The 25329-nt window shown below is 42.2% G+C and carries 22 protein-coding genes and 1 pseudogene; 15 read left to right on the top strand and 8 right to left on the bottom strand.

The features are described 5' to 3' along the window. Positions 1-56 precede the first annotated feature (56 nt). From ACW6QF_RS16565 to ACW6QF_RS16535, 7 genes and pseudogenes are all read right to left on the bottom strand, one after another. The gene (locus tag ACW6QF_RS16565) at positions 57-878 is read right to left on the bottom strand and encodes a DUF6597 domain-containing transcriptional factor (RefSeq protein ID WP_456088619.1); all 822 of its coding nucleotides are present in this window, start codon (positions 876-878) and stop codon (positions 57-59) included. Between the two features lie 532 nt (positions 879-1410). Then, a pseudogene (locus tag ACW6QF_RS16560) lies at positions 1411-1794 on the bottom strand (alpha/beta hydrolase); the annotation flags it as partial. 38 nt (positions 1795-1832) lie between these two features. Then, the gene (locus tag ACW6QF_RS16555) at positions 1833-2399 is read right to left on the bottom strand and encodes a DapH/DapD/GlmU-related protein (RefSeq protein WP_456088618.1); all 567 of its coding nucleotides are present in this window, start codon (positions 2397-2399) and stop codon (positions 1833-1835) included. Between the two features lie 8 nt (positions 2400-2407). Continuing rightward, a complete protein-coding gene (locus ACW6QF_RS16550; protein WP_456088617.1) occupies positions 2408-3169 on the bottom strand; it encodes an SDR family NAD(P)-dependent oxidoreductase in 762 nt (253 codons plus the stop codon). 133 nt (positions 3170-3302) lie between these two features. Next, positions 3303-4145 (bottom strand): AraC family transcriptional regulator, encoded by an 843-nt coding sequence (locus ACW6QF_RS16545; RefSeq protein ID WP_456088636.1) that lies wholly within the window; start codon positions 4143-4145, stop codon positions 3303-3305. A gap of 311 nt (positions 4146-4456) precedes the next feature. Beyond that, positions 4457-5356 (bottom strand): FimB/Mfa2 family fimbrial subunit, encoded by a 900-nt coding sequence (locus tag ACW6QF_RS16540; RefSeq protein WP_456088616.1) that lies wholly within the window; start codon positions 5354-5356, stop codon positions 4457-4459. 36 nt (positions 5357-5392) lie between these two features. Next, the gene (locus tag ACW6QF_RS16535) at positions 5393-6787 is read right to left on the bottom strand and encodes an Mfa1 family fimbria major subunit (RefSeq protein ID WP_456088615.1); all 1395 of its coding nucleotides are present in this window, start codon (positions 6785-6787) and stop codon (positions 5393-5395) included. 189 nt (positions 6788-6976) lie between these two features. On the opposite strand from ACW6QF_RS16535, the gene ACW6QF_RS16530 reads away from it, so the two are divergent. Together ACW6QF_RS16530 and ACW6QF_RS16525 are read left to right on the top strand one after the other, a co-directional pair. After that, positions 6977-9139, top strand: coding sequence for a hypothetical protein (locus tag ACW6QF_RS16530; protein ID WP_456088614.1), 2163 nt, complete (start codon positions 6977-6979; stop codon positions 9137-9139). A gap of 125 nt (positions 9140-9264) precedes the next feature. Next, positions 9265-10449, top strand: coding sequence for a class I SAM-dependent methyltransferase (locus tag ACW6QF_RS16525; protein ID WP_456088613.1), 1185 nt, complete (start codon positions 9265-9267; stop codon positions 10447-10449). Here the strand turns inward: ACW6QF_RS16525 and ACW6QF_RS16520 are convergent, their stop codons facing one another. Continuing rightward, positions 10450-12120, bottom strand: coding sequence for a putative transporter (locus tag ACW6QF_RS16520; RefSeq protein WP_456088612.1), 1671 nt, complete (start codon positions 12118-12120; stop codon positions 10450-10452). It abuts the gene before it with no gap. Between the two features lie 286 nt (positions 12121-12406). Between ACW6QF_RS16520 and ACW6QF_RS16515 the strand changes: the two genes are divergently transcribed. The 13 genes from ACW6QF_RS16515 (at position 12407) to ACW6QF_RS16455 (ending at position 25022) form a co-directional block, all read left to right on the top strand. Continuing rightward, entirely contained in the window at positions 12407-12715 is a 309-nt protein-coding gene (locus ACW6QF_RS16515; RefSeq protein ID WP_456088611.1) for a hypothetical protein, read from the top strand. Positions 12716-13214: 499 nt separating this feature from the next. Beyond that, entirely contained in the window at positions 13215-13445 is a 231-nt protein-coding gene (locus ACW6QF_RS16510; protein WP_456088610.1) for a helix-turn-helix domain-containing protein, read from the top strand. A 3-nt stretch (positions 13446-13448) separates the two neighbouring features. Beyond that, complete coding sequence (locus ACW6QF_RS16505; RefSeq protein WP_225665740.1) at positions 13449-13775, top strand: HipA N-terminal domain-containing protein; 327 nt, start codon at positions 13449-13451, stop codon at positions 13773-13775. Continuing rightward, on the top strand, positions 13772-14776 hold the full coding sequence (locus tag ACW6QF_RS16500; RefSeq protein WP_456088609.1) for a type II toxin-antitoxin system HipA family toxin: 1005 nt from the start codon (positions 13772-13774) through the stop codon (positions 14774-14776). The genes ACW6QF_RS16505 and ACW6QF_RS16500 overlap by 4 nt, the downstream gene beginning before the upstream one ends. Before the next feature lie 950 nt (positions 14777-15726). Next, the gene (locus ACW6QF_RS16495; protein WP_456088635.1) at positions 15727-17010 is read left to right on the top strand and encodes an ATP-binding protein; all 1284 of its coding nucleotides are present in this window, start codon (positions 15727-15729) and stop codon (positions 17008-17010) included. A gap of 11 nt (positions 17011-17021) precedes the next feature. Beyond that, entirely contained in the window at positions 17022-17633 is a 612-nt protein-coding gene (locus ACW6QF_RS16490; protein ID WP_456088608.1) for a hypothetical protein, read from the top strand. A gap of 76 nt (positions 17634-17709) precedes the next feature. Beyond that, positions 17710-19542, top strand: a complete 1833-nt coding sequence (locus tag ACW6QF_RS16485; RefSeq protein ID WP_456088607.1) for a DUF262 domain-containing protein — start codon at positions 17710-17712, stop codon at positions 19540-19542. Between the two features lie 235 nt (positions 19543-19777). Continuing rightward, the gene (locus ACW6QF_RS16480; RefSeq protein ID WP_373100743.1) at positions 19778-20053 is read left to right on the top strand and encodes a hypothetical protein; all 276 of its coding nucleotides are present in this window, start codon (positions 19778-19780) and stop codon (positions 20051-20053) included. A gap of 493 nt (positions 20054-20546) precedes the next feature. Beyond that, complete coding sequence (locus ACW6QF_RS16475) at positions 20547-21131, top strand: metallophosphoesterase (RefSeq protein WP_456088606.1); 585 nt, start codon at positions 20547-20549, stop codon at positions 21129-21131. Then, positions 21131-21898 carry a metallophosphoesterase gene (locus ACW6QF_RS16470; protein ID WP_456088605.1) on the top strand — a complete coding sequence of 256 codons (768 nt, stop codon included), beginning with the start codon at positions 21131-21133 and terminating at the stop codon, positions 21896-21898. The genes ACW6QF_RS16475 and ACW6QF_RS16470 overlap by 1 nt, the downstream gene beginning before the upstream one ends. A gap of 13 nt (positions 21899-21911) precedes the next feature. Next, positions 21912-23225 (top strand): hypothetical protein, encoded by a 1314-nt coding sequence (locus ACW6QF_RS16465; protein ID WP_456088634.1) that lies wholly within the window; start codon positions 21912-21914, stop codon positions 23223-23225. Positions 23226-23435: 210 nt separating this feature from the next. Further along, the gene (locus ACW6QF_RS16460; RefSeq protein ID WP_456088604.1) at positions 23436-23756 is read left to right on the top strand and encodes a helix-turn-helix domain-containing protein; all 321 of its coding nucleotides are present in this window, start codon (positions 23436-23438) and stop codon (positions 23754-23756) included. A 3-nt stretch (positions 23757-23759) separates the two neighbouring features. After that, a complete protein-coding gene (locus ACW6QF_RS16455; protein ID WP_456088603.1) occupies positions 23760-25022 on the top strand; it encodes a type II toxin-antitoxin system HipA family toxin in 1263 nt (420 codons plus the stop codon). The last annotated feature ends 307 nt before the right edge of the window (positions 25023-25329 follow it).

Here is a 25329-nt window from a genome sequence, read left to right as displayed (position 1 = left end):
AATCAGGTAGCAAAAGTAGGAGAAGCGTTTGACCCCGGATAGAACAAACGGGACATTTATACGGGATTGGTGAACAAATCGGAATATGGATTTGATATTTTCAGCAAAGACATGGGCGTATATCCGCAGAATTTCTTAAATTCCCGGATAAAGTGCGACTGGTCGGCATAACCGCTGGCGTATGCTATTTGTGCCTGATTGATTTCTTTGCCCGCTTGATGCTGCATCTGCGCCAAAGCCTTTTGGAAGCGGACGATACGGGTATATTCTTTGGGATTGATGCCTACAAATGAATGAAACAACCGCTCAAACTGTTTTTTACTTAGGCAGGCAATGGAAGATAATTCGTTTACAGAGATTTGCGGAGTGATATATATTCGCTGTATGGCGGCATCTATTCTTTTAATTTGGGATGTGGTATTAGCTAAATTATCGGCAATTTGTGACACCAGCCATTTTTCTATATAGCTTATGCAAATAGAATTATTCTCACAGTCGAATATTCGTGTAGCCAGTTCATTCAAACTCTTGTTTTCAAGGCTGTAACCGGACACTTCTTGATTATAAAAGAGTGAAGTCGGCATGTTCAGAAACATACTCATAGCGTGAGGGTGGAATACAACCACTATCATTTCTATATTTCCGTCTGCATATAGGTGTGACGAGAAATTAACTTGTCCGCTGATAGTCAGTTTGTCTTGTGTAACATTCAGTTCAGGGATATATAACGGTGCTTGTTTATGGAAAATGATTTGAGGGCAACCGATAGGATAAGTAAAAGCATCCAGCTGTCGATTGCTCTTGAATACCCAATAATATCTTATATAAGGTTGCAGCAACTTACATGGCTTGTAAAATTTGAACTTCTCTTGAATCATTTTACAAAGGTACTTATTTTAGTAGTATCTTGTTTATTACAAGATAGTTTTTAGTGCAAGGTGCAAGTATATATCTTTATATATAGCTTGCACCTTGCACTAACCGCATAAGATTTATTTTCAATGATTTGCATATATCAAAAGAAAGCCGTATCTTTGAACCGTAGTTTTAGGCAGACAACGAACAGCCAAAAGGTGACAGAAAAGCGTTATTCTTGTAACCTAAGTTGTACCCCCTAAGGCTTTGACATGATGATAAGAAATTGAATTTCAAGGATATTGGGGAGTAGGTTCATAAACCTGTCTTTCCGCTGAACCTACTGGACAAAACAGGATAGTAAGCGGGCAAAAAACTACAAATCAGTGATTTGTGGTTTTTTTATTGCCTATAAGTCTTGTTCCCAAGACAACAAAAGGACTTGAAAAGACATAGTTTCGTTACTAAATCGTTACCTATTCCCTACCGTTATATAAACAATAGCCCAAAAGTCAAATAGATAAATGGGCTACTAAGACTTACTGTGAGATTATTTTACCTAAAAGCGTTTTTGAAAAATATCTCTATCTTGTCGAAAGGAATTATGGTCAGATTATCATATAAATCCGTGTGGTTCGCATTAGGAATAATCAACAGTTCTTTGTTGTCGCCTTTCAGTTTCTTAAAGGCATCCTCGCTGAAATAACGGGAATGTGCCTTTTCGCCATGTATCAACAGTACGGCACTGCGGATTTCGTCTATATACGTGAGAATCGGCATATTGACGAACGACAATGTTGCCGTTTTGTTAATCCCCTCGTTGGAATTAGGTGAACGGCGGTGATAGCCCCGTTTCGTCTTATAGTAGTCGTGATACTGACGCACGAAAAGTGGAGCATCGTTGGGTACGGGGTCTATGACACCACCATCACGCTCATAATCTCCGTTCTTGTAATTTCAACTGTTGTTTTTTTAATTTATTTGACTTCAATTTCCTTAATAAACCGAGCGGGATTACCTGCTACAACCGTCATAGCCGGCACATCTTTGGTTACAACACTACCTGCTCCGACAATCGCACCGTAACCGATATGTACTCCCGGCAGAATTGTTGAGTTGATACCAATCCATGCCTTATCTTCTATGACTATCGGACGACCATAGGTTGCACTGCGGTTTTCCGGATTCAGGTCGTGGTTGATTGTTATCAGATTGACTTTCGGACCGATGAATACATCGTTGCCGATTGTAATACCGCCACGACCGAAAAAAGTGCAGCACTGCTGAATGAAGCATCCCTTTCCGATAGTAATCGGCTTGCCATAATCAATATAGAGCGGCGGTAGTACTGTTGTACTCTCTTCAAGTGGTTTGCCAAGAATCCGTTCCATATAGTCGTGGACTTCTTTGGAAGTGCGATAACCCGTATTCATCTCTGTCGCAGTCTTGATGGTTGCGAAGATGTCGGCAATCAACGCCTCGTAACCCGGTTCGTTGGGCGAAACCATTTCGCCTGACAAATCTTTTTCAAAAATATCTTTCATGTTGTTCTTTATTTAATAGTGATACCTCCATCTACAATTAAACCATGCCCGTTCATATAAGTTGCTTGCGGACTGCACAACCACAGTACGGCATCGGCGATTTCTTCTGGCTTGCCCAAACGTCCGCTCGGAATATCCTTTGTAAAGGCACTTTCTAACTGGGGATTGCGGCTTATTAACTCATCTACCATTGCAGTTTGAATAACTCCCGGACATATGGCATTGATGCGAATACCTTTTGCCGCATAATCAATTGAGGCTGTTTTTGTCAATCCGAGAACAGCGTGTTTGCAGGCTATATAGGCTGCTTGTCCCGGAAAGCCGACCACTCCTCCTGCTGATGCGGTATTGACGATAGTTCCGCTTCCTTGTTTTAGCATCAAAAGAATTTCATAACGCATACAATTCCATACTCCTTTCAGGTCTACAGCCACTGTGCGGTCGAACTCGTCATCGGTAATCTCTGCCATAGGGCGTTGCGGAGTTTGTATTCCGGCATTGTTAAGAGCCGCATCCAAACGCCCATAAGTTGACATAATCCAATCAATCATTTCTTTCACCGCCTGTGTGTCGGACACATTAAGACGATAAGCTGTCGCTTTATACCCTTTAGCAATCAATCTTTCCGCCTGTACTTTCGGGTCGTTAATATCTGACAAAACGGTAATATAACCTGCACGGGCAAACGCTTCCGCACAAGCAAGACCGATTCCCATTCCTGCACCAGTCACCAAAGCCACTTTTTCTTCCATTGTTTTTGTTTCTGCCATAATTATCTAATTTTATTTGTTATAAGTTCTAATTGTTTTCTGATGCAAAGGTAAGAGGTCTATGATATTATGGCTTTGTTGTGTGGTTCAAAGTGCTTTGTTGGGAAGTCCATGAATAAAAAAGTCCCGCAATCTATGCGAGACTCATTTCATGTTGCAGATTCCTTGTAGGAGGAATACCGTATTTTTCTTTATAAATCTTCGAAAAGTGCGAGAGATTCTTGAAACCGACCTCAAAGCAAATCTCCGACACCTTGCGTTCGCCTTTTTGTATTAATTCGTGGGCGGCTTCGAGGCGACGACATATTAGCCATTCACGTGGGGAAAGAGGACTGCATTTTTTGAAATCCCGTTTGAATGTGGAAAGGCTGCGTCCCGTATAATTGGCTATTTCTTCCATTGATATATCATTCATATAATTATTTTCCAAGAAATTCAGAATATCAATTTTCCATGGGTCGGTAAAATCGAAAACCGATGCGTACAGATTTTTGTTCGTATTGAGTAGCACATACATTCCCTCGACCATTTTCAGGTGCAATAACTCTTCTGTCGGCTGGATATCCGAATCGAAATAAGGTGTCATTGATTCGAACAGGCTTGTAATATCGGGACGGTTAAACGGCAACTTATAGAGGCTTACTTTCTCCCTTTTGGCATCCTTGGGGATTGAATTTGTCTCTAACTTGTTGTAGAAGTTACGTAAGAACTTCGGTGTAAACATTAGAAAAATAGCCTTGAACTGCTCTCCATTCCACGCTTGCTTTGTCATGCGGACGCTAAAATCCTTGCGAATAAAGGCACAATCGCCTCTATGCAGTTTGGTATTTTTACCTTTTTCTTCAATTACCATTTCACCGGAATAAATATAGACTAACACGTGTGAATGATTTCGGTGCGTGCAGCTCATTCCTCCGTCAAAATACATCGCAAAAAAGATGTCCGCATAACGTAGGGTATTAATTCTGTCTGTCATTTCTTTATTATGATTTCTTTTGCAAAGGTAACTCTTTTCAAAAGAAATCATTTTGTTGTATGGCTCAAAAGTTAAATACCTCGCCTCATTTTTTTGTTTGTATCGGATAAGCTGAAACATTTATATTCAGACATTTGCGTAATGCAAAAATGTGTTGTATCTTTGAATCTGTGAGACAGGGAGACAAACAGCCCTGCAAAAATCGTTACTGTTTCGTTACCTATTTGAAATTTTGGAAAACAAAATACTGGTTTATATGTGGTTAGGCATTTGGGCTCAGTACCCTGTCCTTCCGCAGAGAACAGGGATCATTACATCTCGTCGCTCTCTTTTATTTCCCACCCGTTAATTTTTATGTTGATCGGACTATAACCATCGAATGATATTTCAATCGTAAAGTCATGTTCATTTTCTAAATCGATTCCGGGATTCTTTCCAAGCAGTTCTCCGATAAGGTTCCCATTGTAACGGACTGTATTTGCCTCATCCAGGATCAGGAGGCGCGGCATCCGGTTTTTATCAAGTTTCATTACATTGAAGTCGGCGGTTAACGTATCGTTCTCCTTTGCCTGTTTCACATAAACAGGCGTATAAGTAATCCGGTCGTCATCGGCAAACAAAGACGAGTATCCGTATTTACCGTTGTTATCTTCAATATGGACGTTATGGGATCCGGACTTATCCAAGTAGACAATGACACGGATATGGTTGGTTATCTGTTTTAGGTTTATCCAGGTAATCGTTTTTTTGTGTTCATCCAATGTGAGCGTCTTGTGCATCCCATGATAGAGCAACTTGGGTTGATTGGTAATTCGGTGATCCGTATCACGTTTCAAGAATAAGAAAAAATCTTCCATCTGTGTTTTGCCCGGTATGCATGTTGTTGTCCCATATGTCGTCTCGTCATAACCTGCCCATGTCACAAATTGGTAACTCCCTTGTTTATAAGGAAGTTCCAATTCGTAATTATCATCGATCCATATCAGGGAGTCGTTTACTTGTGAAATAAAGAGACCTTTATCATCAAAAATGAATACAGACAACCGGTCGACTCCGTTTCCGTTACTTTTTGTATCCGTACCGGTTGAATACCGGAATTTAAGGACAATGCCTGTATCATCCGGGGTGCATTCAGGCAAACCTTCTTTTATACAATTCGTCGTTATGAACGGCCACGCGATTAATATTATCCATTTTAGGCAGGTTTTCATTTTACAGGAGAATTTCAAGCATTTATAGATGGCAAACTACAGATCATAATCTTCTTCATAGACCTCCCACGGATTTATTTCTATGTCTGTACTTATCCATGTATCAGGTTTGATCGCCTCTCCCGTATCGAAATTGTCTGAAGGATTACCCGGAGCCTGAATGCTATGGATGTTTACCTTGAAATACTGATTCCGATAGACATTATAAGGAGCTTGCGGAGAGGCGGCATTGGCATTGACGAAAATATGGAAGTAACAGATTCCGTTTGTAAACGTGTTTTTATCCAAAATATACGTCCCGTCGCTATAGGAAGGCATTCCGGGAGTACCGTTTATGCAAAGATCAGCATATTGTTGCGCTATGGTACCGTTTACGAAATAGTTAGCGATGCCGTCGGCCGTTCTGACTACATAGAACGTTTTGTCGGGGTTATTAGGATTATCGATGATTGTAAAGTCTCCTGACCCTGAAGGAGACGAATTAGAAGTCGATATCACTTTATCAGGTGTAAACACCCCGCTGACGCTGATAAAAGTGGCTCCGTTTACTTCTGATTGGCCTAAGCCGTATTGGAATGAGTTTTCCGGCGCATAAGAAAAAGAGATCGGGACATCGGTCGAATTATAAGTATTTATGGCATCCGCTCCCCTGTTGAAATCCGATGCGGAAAAACTTGACCAGTTATAGTCTTTGATAAACTCATCCCTTCCATCCTGTATGAAATAGAACTTTTTATTCAGGTTTCTCCAACCGAATTTTATATCTTCCATATTGCCTCCCCCGTTGACTTTGAAATCGTTCGCTCTGAATACCGCTGCTTTTGCCACGACGCGGGAAACGGGAATGGACATGTGGTTTGCCTGCGCAAGACTCTCATTGTCGTACAAGTTTGCGGCGGGTGTATTTTCCGGGTAATTCGCGTTGAACATGACGAAGCCATTTGCTTGGTCTGCCAGTTGCGAGATTTCCTGGGCAAATTCATGATAGCTGAATGCCCCAAATCCGTTTGCTGTGATATAGTTTGCCATATCCGTATTTAAGTTCACGGCGGCAAAAATATATTTATCGGCTTTCTTGGTTTTGATGGGTTTGTTTGTCACCCATGTGGAGCTGCCGGAAGATTTTGGGGCAAGAGAGCCGTCGTCTACTGTAAATTCGGCAACTGTCGGAGTATTTGGGGAATCGGCATCATAAATAAAAACATGCAAGGTCTTGACCTTGTTTTCATTCGGAGTTCCCGGATCTACGGCACGGCTCGAAGCGGCCTTCGTCATAGTCGTGTGGGGAATCGTGATAGCGATAGAGGCATAGGCATCCGGCGCACCGGCATTCGGGTCATCGGTAGATCCTTTCGGAAGTTCGTTATCTTTACTGCATGCCGTGACAGCTAATGCCGCAAATAGTATTATACACAAATTTCTTGTTTTCATACGTTTATTTTTTAAGTGAATATTTATATTGATTTTTTATTTCGTCTGATTTGACAGGGTTGTCCTACATAACAACTTTCCGGATCAAATAGTTATATTTTTTTGAAAAATGGAATCTATTAAAAAACAGTTCGTTCGCATTCATGAAACAAATGTAAGACGATTCGTGTTCTATCTGAAAAATACATCATGAGACAGTTCATATCCATCTTGATAGTTTCCCTCTTACTCCTGTCTTGCAACGACGAAACAGAAATACCGGCCGGAAATGGCGTAGATGGCGTAACAATGAGATTAGTCATAACCGTTCCCTCTTCTGCCCTTTATTCCGGGACGAAAGCTGCGATCGGCCAACCCGCCCATGAATCCTTGATCAGTGAAATCCAGGTATTGGTATTCGAAGACCGGAAATATCGATATCGGGTACCCGGCATATCCATTAGCAGCAACCCGTCTCAAACTACATTCGCAGCCCTTCTGGAATCGACTCGCTCGCCTGTCGAATTGCTCATTCTGGCAAATGCCAACGAAGCCGTCGTTTCAAATGAGCTATCGCCGGGCGATAGCAAGGAGGCTGTGAAAAAGAAGGTGAACCTCGAGTTTGATAATTTGGTCTCCAACTTCCCGATGTACGGTGAATATGAGTTCCCATCCGGACTACCGGCTACCGGAAAGCAGGAAATTACCGGAATAAAGATGTTGCGTTCCATCGCCCGTGTGGATGTCATGGCCACCGAAGTCGCAAATTTCAAACTGGCGGGAGTAAAAGCCTATCGTGCCAATCATTCCCTGCAAGTCATTCCCGATGAAGCAGGCAACATGAAAGTAACGATGCCAAGTGTTCCCGGCGGAAGTGCGGCAAATGTAAACAGCCCGATGTATCCTGTGGCAGAGGAAGATTCGAATGAATTTTCCGCACGGCTTTATTTGCCTGAGGCAAATTCGCCGGCCGAGAGCGACCGGATAAGCGGTGCGACCTGCATCGTTGTTGGCGGTTACTATGGCGGAAGTGCCAAGATGAGTTATTACCGCATGGATTTTGATCCTGATAACCTGACAAACTCTTTCGGGCAAATCTTGCGCAACCATAAATATATATTTAATGTAAAGAAAATTTCCGCACCCGGCTGGGATAACCCGGACGATGCGGCGAACAACCGGTCCGCCCATATCGTGGCGGAAGTGCAGCAATGGGATGACAACACGATCGATATGTCTTTTGACGGCGAACATCATTTCGGTGTTTCCACCCGCGAAATCATGCTGAAGAACAAAGCCGGTTCCAAAAGCACAATCAATGTGTCCACCGACCTGCCCGACTACACATTGCAGTGGGCGGATACAGACGGCATGCCGTCAGGCCCCGAAAGCCAGTCATTGGCGAATGACTATTTTACCGTGGAGAAGAACCCGGATGGCAGTCAACTGATCATCAAGGCGCTGCAAAATAATCCGTCGGGCCATGACGGCCGTATCCAGAACTTTGTCATTACCGCCAACCGGTGGAAAGTTGCAATCGTCATAAAGCAAAAGTATGACGTAGCGGCTTACCGAGTGATCAATCTTCTTACGTTTAATGCCGGCTTGGGCAATCTGGGTTCAAACATCATCGCTTCTGTCAATCCGGAAAGTCGTTCAGACGGTTTGAGAGGGATTTTGGACAATCCGGATAATTTTGGACCGAACGGGACCGTCGAATGCGCTGGTTATAATCTGATACGGACGAATGTGAACAACAATAAATTGACAGACGCTCTTTTTGCAGCATTTGATGTCATCTATGTTCATTATATGTCTAATGGCTCGTTTGGTAATGAAGACGCGTTGAAGGTGCATAATTGGTTAAAAGCAAGGAAAAACCGTGTCCTGATCGCTTCCTATGATGCGGCGGATGTAAGCAAATATCTGGTAAATGAATTATTAGGCGGAAGTAGCAATATACAGTATCTGGTCACCAATAATAAAGAGTTTTCCTTAGCCCCTTCAAGTGCGGACAATAACTATTTCACTGCCACAGGCCCTTTTACAACCGGTACGTACACTCCGATTGCATCGGATTTCTCATTCCGAAACTACGATGCCTATCACGGTGAAATACTTTTGAACACAGAGTCGGCAAAAGGAATCACGCCGATCCTCATCGGAAAGGCTGGCGGCATCGTGTTGGGAGTAGACTATTCGAGGCGGATCGTCTATATAGGAGATTTAGATTTGGGTAGCACTTCATCAAATCTCGAAAGTACAAATAATAATCGGATAAACAATACTTCGGGAATAATTAATAATGATGCTTCCAAGCTGATAGCCAATGTTTTTGCATGGATTACCAATACTGTGTTATACGGAGAATAGTGGAAAAGCGCCCTGCCACCGTCTGTTTGCTTTGCCGAAAGATTTGCTAATTGGAAAGTAAATGGTATCTTTAAATCATCATATTCTTATTCGTATGGTCTTTTAATCTTATAGTTGTCGTCTATATGCTTTTAACAACCTCAGAGATACAGTTTATTAAGGAACATGCCGCCGACGATCTGGCCCGCCTGCTACTTTCCGCCGCCAAGTATCCCGGAATGGATATCCCTTTTTTGGTCGATCAGATCGCCGCCCGGAGGCAGATCCGGGAGAAATTGCCATCATGGTATGAGAACAGACAGTTAGTTTTTCCGGCTAAAATTGCGGCGGAACAATGTTCTTCCGAACAGACGGCTGCCTATAAGCAGGAACTGATCGGTGAAAGCTGGACAATCTGCGACTTGACGGGAGGTCTGGGAATCGATAGCTATTTCCTTTCCCGCAAGGCGAAACATTTGACTTACATAGAACGTTTCCCGGTTTATTGTGAAGCAGCGAAACACAATTTTTCCATCTTGGAAGCCAACAACATAACGGTCGTGAATGCCGATGCCGCCCAATCAGTCGATACCCTTCCGGTGGTCGATGCCTTTTATATCGACCCGGCTCGCCGGGGAGAATCAAACAAGCGGGTTTTTGCCTTGCAGGATTGCGAACCGGATTTGCCCGGACTCCTGCCGGAACTCCTGAAACGCTCTCCGCGCGTCATCGCAAAACTCTCGCCGATGGCGGATATACAAATGACTTTGGACCTGTTGCCGGGGACGACATCCGTACATGTCCTTTCCGTCAGGAACGAATGCAAGGAACTGCTTTTCGTGATGGAGCGCGGGGCGCATGGTGCGGAACCGTCGATCCGGTGCATCAATTTCGGACCGGACGGAATGCAATCTTTCTTTTTTACATTGGAAGAGGAACGCAACGCTGTATTGGTTCCGGCCGGTCAGGTCGGCGCTTATTTATATGAACCGAATGCTTCGGTTCTAAAAGCCGGCGCATTCAAGCAGATAGCCCTCCGGACGGGAGTCGAGAAGCTGCAGGCGAGCAGTCATTTATATACATCGGATCGATTCGTCTCCGATTTTCCAGGCCGCAGGTTCCGGGTAGACGAAGTATTGCCTTTTACAGGAAAACTCTGTAAAGGACTTTCAAAAACAATCCCTCAAGCGAATATGACCGTACGCAATTTCCCTCTCTCAGTCGAAGAACTGCGCAAGCGGACGAAGATCGCTGACGGTGGCTCCGTCTACCTCTTTGCAACCACCTTGGCAGATAGCGAAAAGGTACTGGTCAGATGCTCCAAAGCCTGATCAGGTGAACAGCATCAGCACCAACTGTGCCGAAATCACGCGGATAAACATCGAAAGAGGATAGACGGTGGCGTATGAAACGGAAGGCTCGTCACCTTCGACAGTCGTGTTGGCATAGTTCAAAGCCATCGGGTTTGCCATGCTCCCGCAAAGCATCCCCACATTGTGTGCATAGTCGAGCTTGAAGAATCGCGAAGCCGTGAAACCGACGATTAGCACCGGTACGATCGTCAGCAGGAATCCAAGCCCGATCCAGAGCAATCCCTCGGCACGGAAAACCGTCTCGAAGAAATGCGCCCCCGAATCGATTCCCAATCCTGCTAAGTAAATGATAATTCCCAATTGGCGGAGCATCAGGTTGGCGCTCATTGTCGTGTAGGTTGTCAGGTGGAAACGCGGGCCGAATGCGCCCATCAGGATCCCGACGATGATCGGCCCTCCGGCGATCCCCAACTTGACCGGCGTACTCATCCCCGGTAGCGTGACCGGCAACGCCCCCAACAGCATCCCCAGCGAGATACCGATAAAGACCGCCAGGAGGTTCGGATTATTGAGCCGTTTGATCTCGTCTCCTAAAATCTTTCCGACCGTGTTCACCGCATTCGCTTCTCCCACGATTGTCAGCCGGTCGCCGATTTGCAGGCGCAGGTCGGGAGAGGCCAGCAGATCTATGCCGGCACGGTTCACGCGTGTGATATTGATGCCGTAGAGATTGCGGAGGCGGAGGGAACCCAGTTTCACACCGTTCACCCGGTTGCGGGTCACCGCGATGCGGCGCGAAATCAATTGGCTGTCGATAGCGTTCCAATCGATATCCTCCTTGTTCCAGTCTACATTCTCCTGTTCGCCGAAGAGGACTTTGATATTTTCGACATCCGATTTGACGGAGATAATCAAAAGATGGTCATGCTCGTGCAGTAAGGTATCCGAAGTCGGGATGCTCACCTTTCCGTTCCTCCACACGCGTGAAATGACGAAATGTTTTTCCGTCAGCTTCATTACGTCCTTGATACTCTTCTCATAAATACCCGGATTACTGACGTGAAACTCGGCGACGTAGGTAGTCGTATCGCGTTGTTCATTCCGGTCCGCCTGTTTCTTGTCGGCAAACAAGGCCCTTAGGACAATAATCGCTAAGATCACGCCCACCACACCGAGCGGATAAGCGACAGCGCACGCCAAAGCCATGTCCGTCACCCCTTTGGTATTGGCCGGGTCTATCTGCAATAGAGCCTGTTGGGCAGCTCCCAAAGCAGGCGTGTTGGTGACGGCCCCGCAAAGCAAACCGACCATATTGGAAAGGGAAACTCCTGTTGTCCAGTGCAGTCCGACCGTCATTATCAGTCCGAGCAGGATAACGCCCACCCCCATCATATTCATTTCTACGCCTCCCTTCTTCAACGAAGAGAAAAAACCGGGACCTACCTGCAACCCCAGTGCATAGACGAAAAGGATCAGGCCGAAACTTTGCGCAAAATAAAGCATATCCTTATTCACGACGATTCCTAAATGCCCCGCTAAGATGCCGGCAAAGAATACGAATGTTATACCCAGTGATATACCGAATATCTTGATCCGTCCCAAATACAATCCGAGTGCTGAGACCAGCGAGATAATGATAACTGCCTGAACCATCGTAGGCTCTAAAAAAGCCTCTTGTAACCAATTCATAAGTATCCCTGTTTATTGACGGCACAAAGATAGGACAATAATTCGATTCGTCATTCATTTTACACGTTCCACAGGAAGACCGTGCTAAAATACAATAACCCTTATTAGGACGTTTTTCTATTTGAGATGTAATTCCGGATGATCCATGTTTGACGTTTTCCTTCTTCAGATTGGAATTAATAATCAGCCTGTAAAACAAGTACGGCAGGAAGTCGAAAAACAAAGTTCCTTTGTTACCGAAAAGCAGAAAATCCTGACATTGTGGAAAAACTAAACTCCCGGAGAGTTGTCTGTAGCAAACGAATCTTACCGCAGGCCTGAATATCCCAAAAGAAATTTGCCTTTTTACCGGCATGACGACCGTCTTCATCGTGGCGATGACCGTCTTTGTTGCCATGACGACCGTCTTCGTGGCACATGGTCCCGGCAGTTCACGGCGATGGCGACCGTCTTCGTGGTAAAAAACCGCGCACTTCATGGCGAAAAGCCCTTTATCCACTATGAAGTACTTGAATTTACAGCTATTTGCAAAGAATGTGCTTTATTGTTAACAAAACAATATTATACAATAACCCCCTACTTTTTTACGGTTTAAATCTGACAAATGTGGTTACGACGCTCTTATAACCGCTAAAATCTTTCTTCATCAAGTAAGTATATGTCTATAAATCTAAATCTTTTTCCTCTCGATGCAGCATATTTACACTATTGAGCGTTAGCGTTTTGCTCTTTTAAACGGTACAAAGTTCATTTTTACAATTATATTGAAAGTACCGGGAAATTCAGTGTTGGTTCTCAGAGTTTTCGATATACGTGTTGTACCGCGGTTTTTCAGCCCTTTTGCGGAAGTCTCCAATCAATTTTAGAGGGTTGATTTGGTGGGTGTTACCGCATTGGGGTTACAAATGGTTTGCTGAGGCAAATATACGCATTATTTTTATATTATCAGGTATATCACATTATAATGTGATTATAGTCCTACTTGTCGCCTTATAGTATCATGGTATCTTTAAAATCATAATAAAATGTGATTTAATCGTTATTTTTAGAAAAACACACTATCTTTGCAGTATAAATCACAATATAGTGTGAATATGGATAATCAGATAAACTCATTACGGGTCTCTATTGGCGAACAGATACGTCTCCGTAGAAAAGAACTTATGATTACGCAGCCCGACTTGGCAGATATTGCAGGTATCAGTATTAATACGCTATACAAAATTGAGCGTGGACAAGCAAACCCAACCATTGAGGTACTGGGAAAGATATTAGATGTGCTGGGACTGGAAATTACTGTGGGTGTCAAACAACTAAAACGATAAGCGATGCGAAGTGCAAAAGTCTATATGAAGGGTATTGAAGCCGGAACTCTAACCGAGAACGACAATGGGAGTTATTCGTTTGAGTATGAATCGGAATATTTTGCCAACACCTTGATGCCGGAGGTGAGCTTGACATTGCCCAAAACGGAGATAAAGTTTACGAGCGATTATCTATTTCCGTTCTTCTTTAGTTTACTATCTGAAGGAGCAAACAAAGAGGCCCAATGCCGATTGTTGAAAATTGATGAGAAAGACTATTTCGGACTTCTTCTTGCCACCACATCACACGACACAATAGGAGCAGTAACACTAAAACCGATTGATTTATGAAACTAACACATTGCCCGTCAACTCTTGCGGAAGGATATGAAACCTATTCTCCTGTTGCCCTAAGAAATCTTTTTGCAGGCAAAAAGGTATCGCATATCCTTCCTTATGATTCTCCGGAGAAGAACGAAGAGGATAATGAGAAGTTTATAGAGAATATAGAACATATCTCAATTTCAGGAGTACAAGATAAGGAGGTTTGCCTTGTTGAAAAAGGCAAGATACGTCTGTCGCAAAAGGGAGAGCAAAGTACACATATCTTAAAGCCGATCCCACTCAGCCGTTTGCGACGAGTGAAGGAGATTCCCGCGAACGAAAATCTGACGATGCAAATTGCTTCACAGGTTTACGGAATTGAGACGGCTGCCAATGGATTGTGTTTTTTCCAAACCGGTGAGTCAGCTTATATCACAAAACGCTTTGATGTTGGAGTAGGAGGCGTAAAGCTGCGCAAAGAAGACTTTTCTTCGTTGGCTGGTTTGATGCCCACAAACGGTGGAAGTAACTATAAGTATGAATACAGCTACGAAGAACTGGCCGAGCTAATACAGCGATATATCCCTGCTTGGCGTATTGAAATTGAGAAGTATTTTAAAGTTATACTTTTCAACTTTTTATTTTCAAACGGCGATGCTCATTTGAAGAATTTCTCTGTGCTCGAAACTTCAAGAGGTGATTTTCGATTGGCTCCGGCTTATGACTTGTTGAATACGCACCTGCATATTGATGATAGTGATTTCGCTTTGAGCCGCGGTTTGTTTCGCGAGGGAGATAAATCGGAATTCTTGAAGTTTAACGGTAAGGCGAATGGGCGATCTTTCAAAGAGTTTGGAAAGCGTATCGGAATCAATGAAAAACGGGTGGTTGAGATAATAACTCAATTCACTACTCAATATCCACTAATCGAACAACTTATAGAAGCCTCATTCCTATTACCCAGCACCAAGAAAACCTATTTGGCAGATTACCATCAACGTAGAAATAGGCTCAAAGATATGAAGTGAGAATTTAGAAATTCCATTCGGCGTTTTTGATGATTGTCTGCCTGATGAGTGAGGATTGCTGATTCTCGGGCGATTCTTTTGTTTTTTCAGGCTTCCCATCCTCGTTAGGGTTGAGGTAAAACCCCAGATACTCTTTTTCTTTCTTGCGAGCATCGTAAAGTTATAGTATAACTCAAAGCCATTGATTATATTTGCATTGCGTAAAAATACTCATTTTACGACGCAGCATATTATGCTAGTTGATTATCAGTAGTTTATGGCTTAAAAGATAGACTGCTCAAAAAATTACTTGTTTTTTCGTCAAAAATCGAAGATTTAACACTTTTCTTCGTTGCCTATCTCAAAACAGAGGGAAAATGGGAAAATCGCTCTCTTTCGCCCCGAAACCTCTGCTTCGCAAAGATAAGGCATATCGGGGATAATTTCGCTGGTTCAGGCTGCAAAATAAGAGATGGGTTCACGGATTCTTCAACGGATTTTTTGGTTGGTTTTTTATGGCTTGATAAGGAGCGAATCTTACTTTACTTTACTTTTCTTTTGGGTAGGACTTTGGATTTTTTGGAGCCAAAAGAGAAAGTCTACAGATATGGTTCGGCTTAGTCTTGGCGAAGCCATCTCTTTTTCTCCCTCTGTTAGGCTTATTTTAATACACGTATATATAAATACGAGGTTAAAGTAAAGTTGGTACAATTTATATTGTGATTCGCTTGAAAAAATGTCGTGTAATGGGGATGATTCGTTTGAAAAAGTGTGGAGAATTCGATTTATTCATTTGAAAAAATATCTTCAATCTTGGTTTATTCGCTCGAAAAAGTGTAATTTTGCAGAAAAGAAAATAAGATTGTGCCATGCTTAAGAGAAAAATAGAGACATATTTAGCCAATTGGAAACAGACTGAGGGCAGAAAGCCCCTTGTGATAAAAAGTATCCGCAAGTGTTGAAAGACATACATTGTTCAGAAATTCGCAAGGGAGAATTATGAAAATGTGGTCTATATGAACTTCATTCTTGAACCTGACAGGAAGTCTGCCTTTACTGGCAATATAGATGTCGATACCATAATTCTCAACCTCTCAGCTCTGATTCAAGGCAGTCGTTTCATTGAAGGGAAAACTTGTATTATCCTTGACGAGATTCAAGAATGCAAGGAAGCAAGGACAGCCTTGAAGTCATTCCATATAGACGGACGCTTTGATGTTATTGCCACAGCTTCTCTTTTAGGAGTGAAAGGTTATGGTCAAAGCAAGAAAAAGGATGTAGGACAAGATTCTGTCCCTGTCGGATATGAAACCGTGATTGATATGTACCCATTGGATTTTGAGGAATTTTTATGGGCAAACGGAATCGGTGAGGCGGTTATTGATTCTGTGAAGTCATGCTTTGAGAAAGAAAAGGCTGTTCCTGATGGGATTCACAAGGCAATGATGAAAATGTTGTACAGATATGTCATTGTCGGAGGTTTGCCGGAAGTAGTGAATTGCTTCCTTGAAACCAAGAATATCGAACTCATATATAAGAAGCAACGTAATCTTATTGCCGAATACGAAGAGGATATGGTTAAATATGCAGATGATGCAGACAAACCTAATATCCGTGAATGTTTTGAATCCATTCCGAAGCAATTAGCCAAGGAGAACAAGAAATTCCAGTATTCCATAGTCAAAAAGGGCGGAAGGTCTTCTCAATACATCGGTAGCATTCAATGGCTGGAGGATGCCGGAATAGTCCGTAGGTGCTATAACACGCAGATTACGGAGCTGCCGTTAGAGGGCAATTCCATCAAAGATTGTTTCAAAGTGTACACTACCGACATAGGTGTCCTTGTGGCAATGCTCGACTATGGTACTCAGGCAGATATTTTAAAGGGCAATCTTCTTGGATACAAGGGAGCCATCTTTGAGAACCTCATGGAGGATTTCCTGTGCAAGTCCAGACAGAAGCTATACTATTTCCATAAGGACAGTGGGCTTGAACTGGACTTCTTGGTAAGGTTCAAAGGCGAATGCGTTATCCTTGAAGTCAAGGCTAAGACAGGTAAGGCAAAAAGTATGACAACAATTCTTAGAAACCAGGATGTGTATCATATCAAGAATGCAATCAAGTTGGGTCAATATAATGTAGGACGTGAGGGGGATATACTCACCATTCCGCTATATATGGGATTCCTTATCGAAGACAAACTTGCGGACGTTATCATTCCTGATGTTGATGTGAGTCTATTGACTACGATTTAAAAATTGTGATTATGGCAAAACAGATATTAGTTGGAATCAAAGAACAGAATTTGAATGAGGTGGCTCACTATCTGGTGATATACTTCCCATATAATGAGGAAATGTGTAGCTATACAGCTGATTGGCTTGGTGAGCTATATGAAAACAAGTATCCTTTGGTTTCTAAAGGGATGTGGTCTGGCGTAATTGACTTAAAAACTCATAAACTTCTTGATTGGAAACCGGAATATGGAACTTTATATCTTCAAGCCAAGGTATGTGATCGCGGAACCTATTTCTTGCTTGACAAAGACAAAAAGGTAATATGTAAAATTGCCGATTATGTACCCAATGGCTTAATTCCGGAGGCGGATGATTGTGGGGATTATATCCGTTTAAGAATCAAGCCTGACGGTATGATAGAAAATTGGATAGAGAAGCCGGACTTTTCCGATTTTATAGAGGATTCTGAAACCGTTGAGAATATTGATACGAGCATTGAAGAAGAACCAATACTAGACACTAAAGTAGACTTCACTTATAGCCATCTTATGGCAAAATTGCTTCGTCTTCCGAAATACCTACAATTGGAGATAGGGAAGGCACTGATAGCAAATGCATCAGAAGGATTCGAGGAAGAATGAGTAATAGAAAAATTAAACATGAATGAAAAATTTCAATATATACAATCACTATTGAGATAAAATAAAGTATAGCATCATGATACAAAGCGTTAATAAATATCATATCTACGAGATTCTTTCATCGGATGGTAATTTCTACTATACCATTCCAAAGTATCAACGTGAATACACGTGGAGTTATCGTGAATGGGAAGCTCTTTACGATGACATCAGTGAAAACAACGATGAATATTTCATAGGATCTATCATATGTATTCCTTTAGGAGATGCCATCAATCCTTATTTGGAGGTGATAGATGGTCAGCAGCGACTGACCACCATAAGCCTATTCCTAACTGCTATTTACACTCGCTTGAAGGAACATGCAGACTATTTGAGTGAGGATGATGGCGACGTGCTACCGTCATTAAGGAAGTCGCTGAAAAGCAAAAACTCTCCGAACGAAATGAAACTGGTGCCACAGGTGCAGAACTTCAATAAGGATGACTATGATTACCTATTAAACGAGGTGGGCTTGCGAAAAGCTACTGCACCAAAGCACGCTTATTACCCTATGAGAAAGATAGCTCGTTGCTACACCTATTTTTTAAAGCGTCTCGATAAAGAGATGGAGGATATGGATGGAGATAATGTAGTCAATTTCTTGTTGGGCAAGTATAATAAAGTGAAGCAAGCTATGCTGGTTAAGATAGAGGTTTCTACTCATTCAGACGCATACGTGTTGTTCGAATCACTGAACAACCGAGGAACACCATTGACTGCGATTGATTTAATGAAGAACCTTATTATGGCACGGGCGGAAAGTAACAATCTGACTATTGATGACTGCTTCAACCGTTGGCAGATGTTGCTCGGCAATCTATCCGATGACTATGGGATACAGGAACGTTTTTTTCGGCACTATTATAATGCCTTCAAACATCGTTTGAATGAGCCTTTTCAAAGTGATAACGACCGCAAGAAAGACCCATTGGGTGTCGTGGCCACTCGCTCTAATTTGCTAAATATATTCGAGAACCTTATCAATAAAGATCTGCCATCTTTTCTTGATGATATTTTGAGTTGTGGACAAATTTATTCTTGGCTCATTCTACAAGATTCCACGGAAACAACCTATCGTAAAGCTCTGGAAGACCTCGACCATATCCAAGGCGCACCTTCTTACCTTCTTCTCATGTACTTGATGAGGAATAAGAAAAAACTTGCTATTACGGAGAATCAAATCAACCAGTTCACCAGATTACTTGCCAAGTATTTTGTTCGCAGAAATATCACGGACTATCCGAATACACGTGATTTGACGCGGATTTTTATGGATATTATCAGTAAAATAGAAGAGTCAAACTCTGTTGGAAATGATATAATGGCACTGATTGTAGACATACTGAGTACACCTGCCAATTGTGCTTCAGATGAACAATTCCGCCGCAGTCTGGAGGGCGATATATATAAAGACAATGTAGGTGCAACGCGCTACATACTTTGTAAACTCGCAGAGTCTGCCATGACACAGGAGACATGGACTGATTTATGGATGCGCACTGATAAAAAAGTGTTCGTATGGACTATTGAACATATCTTCCCCGAAGGGGAAAATATTCCACAATGTTGGATAGATATGATTGCTGATGGCGATAAGAATTTAGCCCAAAAGTATCTGGAGGAATACACCCACAAGATTGGAAACCTTACCATTACGGGTTATAATAGCACACTTGGCAACAAGTCGTTTGAAGAAAAGCGCGACCGAAAGAGTAAGGACGGCAAACGCTTTATAGGTTATAAAAACGGGCTTGAAATAAATCGTGAGATAGCTACTAAAGATGTATGGACGATTGAGGATATCAAGGTTCGTACCACTGACTTGGTAAATAAGTTGATAGAAATCTATGAATTTCCAGGGAAATAGGCTCCTCATAGTTGTAAAATATCATTGAATGTACGGTAGCGTAAAATAAAGTTTGGTGCAGTTTTCAAACAGTATCCACACTCATACCGAATATAATATCGAATATTTGTACCATCCTTGTGATAAGAAAAGATGCATCAAGTTGAATAACATTTAAAAGTATAAAATTCTATGGATATATTAAGTCTCACCAAAGTAACATCGTTGTTCATCCTAACTTTAATAGAAAGAGACGATGGACAAAAGAAACAAATTTTGGAGACGCCAACAAATGGCTCGTGTGTTTAAGGCTCGCATGATTCTTTATGCCGCTTATGGTCATTGCATCATTAGAGAGGATGGAAGCTATTATGAACATCCTCATTGGTTTGAATTAGCAAAAGAAAAATGGGCGCAAGTTTACAAAACTACAGGTACTCCGTGTAGCTGTTGGATGTGCAGGGGATTTGAATATGATCGCAAGGAGTATAAGGAAGAGACTAGGCGGATTATTCGGGAATCAATGGAATGAGCTAAATGATAAGGAACTGAATCTGTGCATTAATTGCATGGGTTCGGTTTTTATTATGTGCAGCATATAGGCAAAGAAGTTACGTGTATTTTTTCAGAAAGTAATATGTGATATTGAATTTAATTGCTAATTTTGCACCAATTCTGAAACGATATAAAAACTAACAATGCAGAGAAATAGAATGAACATATTATCGAAAGTCACAATTTGGGGTAACAAACGCCCTGAATCTATGTCGTGTGTTCATGTCTTTGGCATTGAACCTTGTATTATAAATACTTTCCAACGAAGAACATAGCATGGTGTAGTTTATTCTACCCTTGATTGAAAATATAAACTGAATAGTTGGAGAGTCTTTACCGAACTTTCCAACTATTTTGTTTTTATACCCATTTGTGACAGTTACCTTACGATGCTTTTCTGTCATTTCCGTCTGATGGGTGATTGACAAACAGATTATTAACGTGCAGTGATGCACATAAATTGAGAAGAAATGAATTATAAATTTGAAGGTAGCAAGGTATTCTTTACATCTGATACCCACTTTTATCACGGAAATGTCATTCGTTTCTGCAACAGACCTTTTAAGGATGTGGAAATGATGAATGAGACTATCATCTCCAATTGGAATAGTACAGTTGGCTTAAATGATATTGTGTTTCACTTGGGTGATTTTTGTCTTGGCGGTTCCGCTGAATGGACCAAAATACTTGATAGATTGAATGGCAAGATATATCTGATTCTCGGTAACCATGATTTGAAGAACTTGAGGCAGGGTTATGTCGATAGATTTGAGCATGTGGCTATGCAGATGCATATAGAAGTGGATAAACAGAAGATATATTTGAATCACTATCCGTTTCTGTGCTTTGATGGCGGCTATAAAGATGTATGGCAACTGTTCGGTCATGTATATACGAGGAAGAATAACACTGGGATTGATGCCACACGGCTTCAGTACCTCTATCCGACACAATATGACGTAGATGTTGATAACAACAACTTTATGCCGGTTTCATTTGCACAAGTGAAGACAATTATTGAAAGACAGGTTGAACAATCAAAAATGGCAGAGTAATGAAGATACAATATATGAGCGATTTACATCTGGAGTTCGGGGAGAACAGCAGATATTTAAAGCAGAATGAATTGCCTGTTACCGGTGATGTGTTGGTTTTGGCTGGAGATATATTCTATCTTAGTGATAGGATGGCTCCTTTGATGAGATTCTGGAAATGGGCTTCGGATAATTACAGGCAGGTTCTGATTGTTCCCGGCAATCACGAATACTATAATTATTCGGACGTGATGGAACGAGGACTGCAATGGAGGTGGATGTTCCGGAAGAATGTAGGGTACTATCAGAATCAGGTAGTCCGCATTGATGATACCGATTTTGTCCTGAGTACGCTATGGTCACGGATTAACCCGAATGACGAGTATTTCGTGTGGAAAGGCATGAACGACTTCCGTCAAATTAAGTTTGACGGAAAATTGCTACAGGTGGAGGAGTTCAATCGGATGCATGATACCTGCATAGATTTTATCCGGAAAAGTGTCGAAGAGAGCACGGCGAATCATATTGTGGCGGTTACTCATCATTTGCCGACTCTTGAAGTGGTTGCACCGCAACACAAGAACTCCGTACTGAACAGTGCATTTGCCAACGAATATAGTGATTGGATTGCCAACAGTCGGATAGGTGCTTGGATTTATGGACATTCGCATACCAATATTGACACAGAGATTGGTAGCACCAAAGTAATCTGTAACCAGATGGGATATATTTTTGCGAATGAGCACCTTGTGAATGGATTTGATCCGGAAAAATATGTTGAACCTTAATGAGCATAAAGCAATGAATGAAAGAATAATAGATAGAAAACTCTTTGTCGATTTGGCGAAGGAGGTTGGCTTGAACGCTTCACATATAGAAACAATGGGTGAAATGCGCCATTGTGAAATCACCGTTAGTGGCGATATGTTGGAACGTTTGGCTGAAATTCAGCCTCAGTTCGAGCGACTTGCCATAATGGGGGATGATGAATACCGTGGCTCTTACATTGAGATGCCGCGACTTACTCCAGAGGAATGGGGTGATGTCGAGGAACTGATTGCTTCGGGAGAGTATCAAAGCAAGGAAGCGTTCCTTGCGGACTGGCTCGCATTCAATCCAACGGAAACGCAGTGGTTTCATATTGCCTCTTATAGATATGCAGAGTTCCGGTCGATTCGCATTACAAACCGAAAACATACGCATTTCGTCATAACGAATCGCTCCTCTTGTGCCGACGGAGAATCAGATAACGCATGGTATCAGGATTCCCTTGCCCGACTTTTCGACTATTTGCAGAGGCTGGTTGATGTTATTGTTGCAAATCCTGATGGATTCAACGACTATGTGGCGCACAATCTGCCGTACCAGCAACGAACTGGGCGGATTGTACGAAAGGAACTCAACCGGATAGCACCGAAGTTCAAGATTGAGGTGGAAGATCGGGAAACAGCGATAAAGGCTTTGGAGGATTCAGTGAAGGAACATTACGCATCTCATCTGAAGACTATGACCATTCGGCAATATTGCACGTATTATCGCATCGCTAACGAGGCTTATGAGGCATACTACCGGAAACGAGGTGTTGGAAACCGTATATACGAAGAACAGCCGAATATTCCGGAAGAACTGCGAGATGTAACCTACTACAAACGAGTGAAGTTCGTAGATGTAGATAAGCTGTACGATATTGATAGTCCAAAGGATTTTATCCAGTTTACAACAGACCACTATGGCGAGTTGGGACTTTCACGCCTGAATGTCATTGCATCGAAGGTGTCGCAGCAAGGATGGGTGATAGTTATTTCTAATAGCTATTCGGCAAATGTCGAGCTGGCCATTGAGGTTGCTACTGCTTTATATGAGGCTGGAGTATCACTGCTGATTCGGGATGCCGAAAAACTCCTGAGGATTCTGCGTGAAGAAGATTATGTGCGGTTGATTCATAATTCGTACCATAACTATATGGGGTATCAGGAAGAAGGTTCTGTTTACGAATTGCCGTGGGAATATGAATGTTCAGACGATGGTGAATCGGATTTGACTTTGGAACAATACAATGCGATTGTTTCTATTGCGGAATGGCAGGATGAAGAATTGGTGAAGCCCATCGCTTGATACTTAAATTGAGGAGGCTGGCTTTTATCTTGCAAATAATCATAGACAAAGGTAGAAGTCGGCTTCTTTAAAACGATCTTTACAATAATTTTGGAGGTAAGAAGGTCAGTATTAATATAGCCATGTCTTTTAATCTTGCGATTTTTACCTATAATACATCATTAAATAAACAAAAAACATTATCTTTGCATATTATATGATAGGTTGATTATGACTAAAAATACAATGGGAACCAAGTTGCCCCGAAAATTGGAGCAGAAGATGTTGGTTGTAGGAGAACAGATTAAACTGGCTCGCTTGCGCAGGAATTTTAGTGTGGCTCAAGTGGCTGAACGTGCCACCTGCTCTCCATTGACTGTGTCCCGAATAGAGAAAGGCGCACCGACAGTAGCAATCGGAATCTATTTACGTGTGCTGTATGCTTTACAGCTTGACGATGATATTCTGTGGATAGCCAAAGAAGACAAATTGGGAAAAGCCTTGCAGGATTTGAGTTTGAAGACAAGGGAACGTGCCTCAAAAAAGGAGTAAACGATGAAGACGCTATATGTTTATGCCGATTTTGATTGGCTAAAGGAAACAGAATTCGTTGGCGAGTTAGGCTATGAATCTCTTCGTGGTTCGGACAGCTATTGTTTTACATTCAACGATGAATGGCTGAAGAAACACGGCGATTTGTTCCTAAGTGATGACCTGAATAATTATCCGGGACAGCAATATACGCAACCGGAGAAAGATATATTCGGATGTTTCTCGGATGCCCTGCCGGATCGTTGGGGTCGAACGCTGTTGTTGCGACGTGAGCAGATTGCTGCGATGGAAGAGAAGCGACCGGTGCGGAGACGGTCTTCTTTCGACTTTTTGACTGGTATCGATGACTTTTCTCGAATGGGTGCTTTCCGTTTCAAGGAGTCAAAAGACGGAGGATTTATAAATGTAAGTGAGTCGTTGAAAATTCCACCTCTGACTGATATAAGGGAGCTGATTGCAGCCAGTGCGGAAATTGAGAAAAGCGAAGAGGGGAATGTTCTTCCTGACAAGAAATGGGTTGCTCAACTTGTGCAGCCGGGTTCTTCATTGGGAGGTGCAAGACCTAAAGCCAGTGTGATAGACACGGATAAAACGCTTTATATAGCCAAGTTCCCTTCTCGCAAGGATGATTATGATGCCGGACTTTGGGAGCATTTCAGTCACCTTCTTGCTGCAAAAGCAGGTATAAATGCTGCGAAAACCAAAGTGCTGGCTACCGGAGAAAAATATCACACCTTACTTTCGCAACGCTTCGATAGAACCCAAGAGGGGAAACGGATTCATTTTGCTTCTGCCATGACCTTATTGGGGCTCAATGACGGTGACAACGCAACTACAGGACACGGTTATTTGGATATAGTCGATTTCATAATCCAGAATTGTACGAATGTGGAAAACAATCTGGAGGAACTTTATCGCCGTGTGGCTTTCAATATCTGCATTGGCAATAGCGATGACCATTTCCGTAATCACGATTTTCTTTTGACAGCAAAAGGTTGGACACTATCTCCTGCATACGACATGAACCCCACTCTGAATGAGTATCAAAGTCTGCTTGTTTCGTCAACCTCTAATAAAGCAGAGCTGAGTATTTTGCTGGATGCTTGCGAAGATTATATGCTTAACCGAAAAACGGCAGAAAAGATTATTTCGGAAGTGATTGAAACTGTAAAAGGATGGCGAGAATTGGCAACACGATTAGGAATTTCCAAGCGAGAGATGGATATGTTTGCTGGAGTGTTGGATAAACGATATGATAGTATTTAATTTGATAAGGAGGAAAATAACTATGAGTGGAGGATATTTCGATAGGAGCACATATGCAATGCGTGAAATTACAGATACTATGGAGCGTGATATTGCGAGAGCTTTACAGCCAAAGCCAGAGAAGGAGCATATGGATTATTGGGTAATTTATGAGAAAGATAGCTTTAGCTCATTCCATAACTGTAGATAATAACTGAAAAGTACTCCACTTAGTAATTGAAAAGTATACCACTAAGTGCGTCTGATTAGACGGTTCAAATATAGTTATTTTTCATTGGATTTCAACATTTTTTGTGTTTCTTTCACG

Source organism: Parabacteroides sp. (assembly GCF_977054455.1).
This window is presented reverse-complemented; position numbering and strand designations above follow the sequence as displayed.